Genomic DNA, 4320 nt, shown 5'->3' with positions numbered 1-4320 from the left:
TTATCTCTCGACACTTCCAAAAGGAGCTAAACTTACAAAAGTAGGAATTCCGGTAGTTCCTACTCGAGGATAACTAAGTTATAAGTGCTTGACCATTATAACGTGTATATTATAATAGTTATGACCAAATTAATATGCACGTTATAATAGTCATAATAAATTATGATCTTATTATTTAGTCTTTTACATTTCTAATATAGCTTGTATTTGAGCTTTTACTTCTAGATTATCAGACTCTAATTCTAATGCTTTATCGCACTCTGCTAGTTCTTTTTCAAGATTATTTACAATGGATTTATATTTATCATTAGATAAAGATAGATTAGGCAAATAGTTACGAAAGCATATTCTACTACCCCAAGAATTAAAATGCCGACAATTAAATATTTATATTGCATATGTGCTTATGATTTTATTGTAATTAATAATATATAAAAAATTAAATATTATAAAGGTTATTTTATAATATTATAAATTACACTTTATAAATGATGTAACTCGTCTATAATAACTAATTAGTAATTAAGTTATTTAAAGCCCGATGAATAGGTCTAAGTTCATTTTTTTATCTGCTATTTCAGGTAATATACTCGAATATTATGATTTTACTGTATATTCAGTTTTTTCACTGATTATTGGACAAGTTTTTTTTCCAGGCAAATCAGAATTCATTAGAATTCTTCTAAGCCTTGGAGTATTTGCAGTTGGCTTTCTGACAAGACCGATAGGAGGCATATTATTCGGTTATATCGGTGATAGATACGGTAGACGTATCGCTTTAATAATTTCGATGCTAGGTATGACTATTCCGACCTTTATTATGGGTCTCATACCCTCATATGCAAGTATTGGGATTTATGCCCCTATAACTCTAGTTATAATGCGGCTTATTCAAGGTTTATGTATTAGCGGTGAAGGAACGGGAGCAGCTATTTTTATCCTAGAACATCGTCAAAATTTAAGGCTGGGTTTTACGGCAGGTTTAGTTCACGGTTCAAATATTGCAGGTACTTTAATTGCAACATTTATCGGTATTATAATTGAGCGTTATTTCTCTCATATAGATTTTGCTTGGCGTTTTGCTTTCCTACTTGGTGGATTTATGGGTCTCGCCGGATTTTACTTGCGATTACGTGTATCGGAAACACCGATTTTTAAAATGCTTGAGAAAAAGAAACAAGTTCTTAAAGCACCTTTTTCCAACGTAATTAAAACTGCTTGGAGATCGATGTTTTTAACTATGTGTATAGGTGCTATCGCTAGCAGTGTTATGTATTTAGTAAAAACTTACATAAATGTTTTCTATTATAATGTTATGCATCTTAGTAATACTATTGCTTTATCATATTTGGCATATAGTTCGTTTATTGCAATGATAGCGATGCCGCTTGCTGGCGGTACTACCGATATTATAGGAAAATTTAAAATGGCAATGCTTGTTGGTACTGCTATTTTGATATTGATTTTACCGACCATGTTACTTATGTCAGCAGAAGAGATGTGGCAACAAATTATAGCTCTTACAATGCTTGGTATGCTTGCAGGAAGTATAGCTGGTACGGCTTATATTTTCGTTATATCTTTATTTACTGCAGAACAAAGATTTACCGGTGTTGCTTTCAGCTACAATTTTGCGATAGCGATATTCGGCGGAACTTCACCTATTATTTCTCGTTGGCTTGTAGAACATACAGGCTTATTTTATGCTCCGGCTTTTTATATCATGATTATTGCTGCTGTATTTTTAGTGATTATGTATATGATGAGGAAAGTAATTAAATCGTTGCTTAATAATTATGAAAATAGAAAATAAAGAAATAACAAGTAATTGGTTTACTAATTTACGTCATTTATTGTGCAAAGAATTTGAAAAAATCGAAGAAGAATATGCACAGACAAAAGGTTTAAAACCGGCTAAGTTTGTACGTACAAGCTGGCAACGTAACGGCGGTGGTGGTGGTATTATGTCTCTCATGAAAGGAGAAGTATTTGAAAAAGTCGGGGTTAATATATCTACCGTATTCGGTGAATTTTCTCCCGAATTCCGTAGTGAAATTCCAGGAGCAGAGCTAGACGGGAAATTCTTTGCAACAGGCATTTCATTAGTAGCACATCTTAAATCACCGCTAATTCCTGCTATGCATTTTAATACTCGTTATATAGAAACTTCTAAAAGTTGGTTTGGCGGTGGTGGCGATTTAACACCTTTTTATCCGAAAGAAAACGAAACTGCAAAGTTTCATGTAGCTTTTAAAGAAGCGTGCGATAAATATGATTCTAGCTATTATCCTAAATTCAAAAAGCAATGTGACGAATATTTTTATCTGAAGCATCGAAAAGAGCCAAGAGGAGTAGGCGGAATATTCTACGATTACTTAAATAGCGGTAATTTTGAACAGGATTTTGCCTTCACGCAGGATGTAGGTAGGGCTTTATTGTCGGTATATCCTGAAATCGTTAGAAGTAAGTTATTTTTACCTTGGACAACTGAGCAGAAAGAATACCAACTTATAAGGCGGGGTAGATATGTAGAATTTAATTTGCTATATGACCGCGGTACTAAATTTGGCTTAATGACCGATGGAAATGTTGAAGCAATATTAATGTCGCTACCACCTGAAGTAAAGTTTAATTGACTTTTTGGAAGTTATCTATAGAACCATAACCGAAATAGTAAAACGCTACGAAACCTCTGTCAAAAGTGAGAGTATTTTTCACAAAACTGATGCAATCCTTGGCTTCTAGCATTATTGCGTGGATACCACCTTGTCATTGCAAGCAGGCATTGTTGCGTGAATCAATTTCACCTCTGTCATCCCGTGGCTTGACCACGGGATCCAGTTAAAATACTAAAATTATTAGTATTTGTTTATTATTTTTATGGACCTAGTTAGCAAGCGAACTAGGTGACACAGTGGGTTTTACGGTCCACGCAACAATGCCTTGCGAGTAGCCGCAGGCTGTGTGGCAATCTAGAAAATAATTAAAAAATTCTGTAAATGATAACGAACCTGCACCCCTCATGCCATAATTATAACCGATACTTCTTGATGATGTCGTAACATCATATATAGGTCTTGGTTCGTCGTGATTGGAAGAAATAATATAATCCTCGCTTCTTCCACCATTCGTCAGTTTTATATTCCTCAGGTAACTTTTCCCACTCTTCAGCAAACACTTCTTCTAAACCGAATTCTTGTTTTATTACCTCACACCATTCATCTCCTAAAGATTCTGGTAATTTTGAACCACACCATGGACAATAATATATTTCTTGTTCTAAACCATAATCATACCCATGTAATAGTATTCTCTTTTTTCTGAATGATATCTTATTAATTCGTGTTCTTCTTGAGGTGAAGTAACATAATAATCCATAATATCACAGCAACATTCTCTCTTTAATTTTATCATTTATGAACTCCTATTAAATCATTCATATCTATTATTCTTCCAACTTTTCCTTTATTACTTTTCATAACATTTCCAGCCATATCTACATTTGCTTCATGATGAAGTTCTTTACCTTTTTAAATAAATTTCTTCCAGTGTTCTCCAGCATGAACTTGATCACCGCTTACTTCTTTACTATACTATATTCTATTATCTTTAGCATCACGGTAAATCAGAATTTTTTTCCTTGCTTCGTCAATTACTTACGTAATTTCCTCGCAATGACGGAAAAATCGATCCACACAATAACGCCTCACGATCTATAACAAATTTTTTTACTTTGTAAGTTTAGGCGGTAAATAATTTTCTGTTGAGATTACTTTCTTACCGGTTTTATTTTCCAAGGCCGTTTTAGCATTTTTAGCTATACCTCCTCCTATTTTACTTGCAATTTTATTTTCTTCCATGCCTGTTGCATTATTAGTTTCTGCTACCTGACGAGTAGATAATTCAGCAAGAGCAGTAAAAATTAATTCTGCTTCGTTCATGTGATCACGTAAATTTTGATTTTTTAAGCCCTTTATATTTTTGTGTTCTTTAATGCTTATACCTGTCCATTCTTGATGAATAATATTAGTTAATATAGCAAACTCACTCTCTTTCGTTACTTCATGATTTTTCCAATAGTCAGTTAATTTATTTCGTGTTTTCTGTCCCATCATACGTTGCTGAATCCACTTCTCACTACGCCCGTGTCGTTTCCAATTATCCCTTGCTCTATCAATTGACTTTTCCGGATCAGAAATTTCTTGAATCCTCTCATAACCGACTTTAGCAAGCCATTGTTTAAATGGTTCTGCTTTTGAAGACGGAATAGATTGTATAATACGAAGTAATGATTCTGTATTTGCACAATGGGAGTGTTGA

The 4320-nt window shown here is 33.7% G+C and carries 7 protein-coding genes; 2 read left to right on the top strand and 5 right to left on the bottom strand.

All coding sequences use genetic code 11. From position 1 onward, the window contains the following. Positions 1–183 precede the first annotated feature (183 nt). Complete coding sequence (locus SB78_RS09725) at positions 184–330, bottom strand: hypothetical protein (protein WP_158510108.1); 147 nt, start codon at positions 328–330, stop codon at positions 184–186. Between the two features lie 211 nt (positions 331–541). On the opposite strand from SB78_RS09725, the gene SB78_RS05195 reads away from it, so the two are divergent. Together SB78_RS05195 and hemF are read left to right on the top strand one after the other, a co-directional pair. After that, entirely contained in the window at positions 542–1813 is a 1272-nt protein-coding gene (locus SB78_RS05195; protein WP_041079102.1) for an MFS transporter, read from the top strand. Further along, a complete protein-coding gene (gene hemF, locus SB78_RS05190) occupies positions 1797–2636 on the top strand; it encodes an oxygen-dependent coproporphyrinogen oxidase (protein WP_041079101.1) in 840 nt (279 codons plus the stop codon). The genes SB78_RS05195 and hemF overlap by 17 nt, the downstream gene beginning before the upstream one ends. A gap of 250 nt (positions 2637–2886) precedes the next feature. On the opposite strand, the gene SB78_RS09380 is transcribed toward hemF, so the two are convergent. From SB78_RS09380 to SB78_RS11040, 4 genes are all read right to left on the bottom strand, one after another. Continuing rightward, a complete protein-coding gene (locus SB78_RS09380; protein WP_146625038.1) occupies positions 2887–3174 on the bottom strand; it encodes a hypothetical protein in 288 nt (95 codons plus the stop codon). After that, positions 3065–3310, bottom strand: a complete 246-nt coding sequence (locus tag SB78_RS11985) for a DUF6980 family protein (protein ID WP_410524512.1) — start codon at positions 3308–3310, stop codon at positions 3065–3067. Before SB78_RS11985 ends, SB78_RS09380 begins: the two co-directional genes overlap by 110 nt. Beyond that, positions 3280–3414, bottom strand: coding sequence for a hypothetical protein (locus SB78_RS11555; protein ID WP_277813971.1), 135 nt, complete (start codon positions 3412–3414; stop codon positions 3280–3282). The genes SB78_RS11985 and SB78_RS11555 overlap by 31 nt, the downstream gene beginning before the upstream one ends. Positions 3415–3728: 314 nt before the next feature. Beyond that, positions 3729–4320, bottom strand: a 592-nt coding sequence (locus SB78_RS11040; protein ID WP_041079100.1) for a BRO-N domain-containing protein, incomplete at its 5' end; no start/stop codon positions are given.

It is taken from the genome of Rickettsia asembonensis (assembly GCF_000828125.2).
GTDB classification, from domain to species: domain Bacteria; phylum Pseudomonadota; class Alphaproteobacteria; order Rickettsiales; family Rickettsiaceae; genus Rickettsia; species Rickettsia asembonensis.
This window is presented reverse-complemented; position numbering and strand designations above follow the sequence as displayed.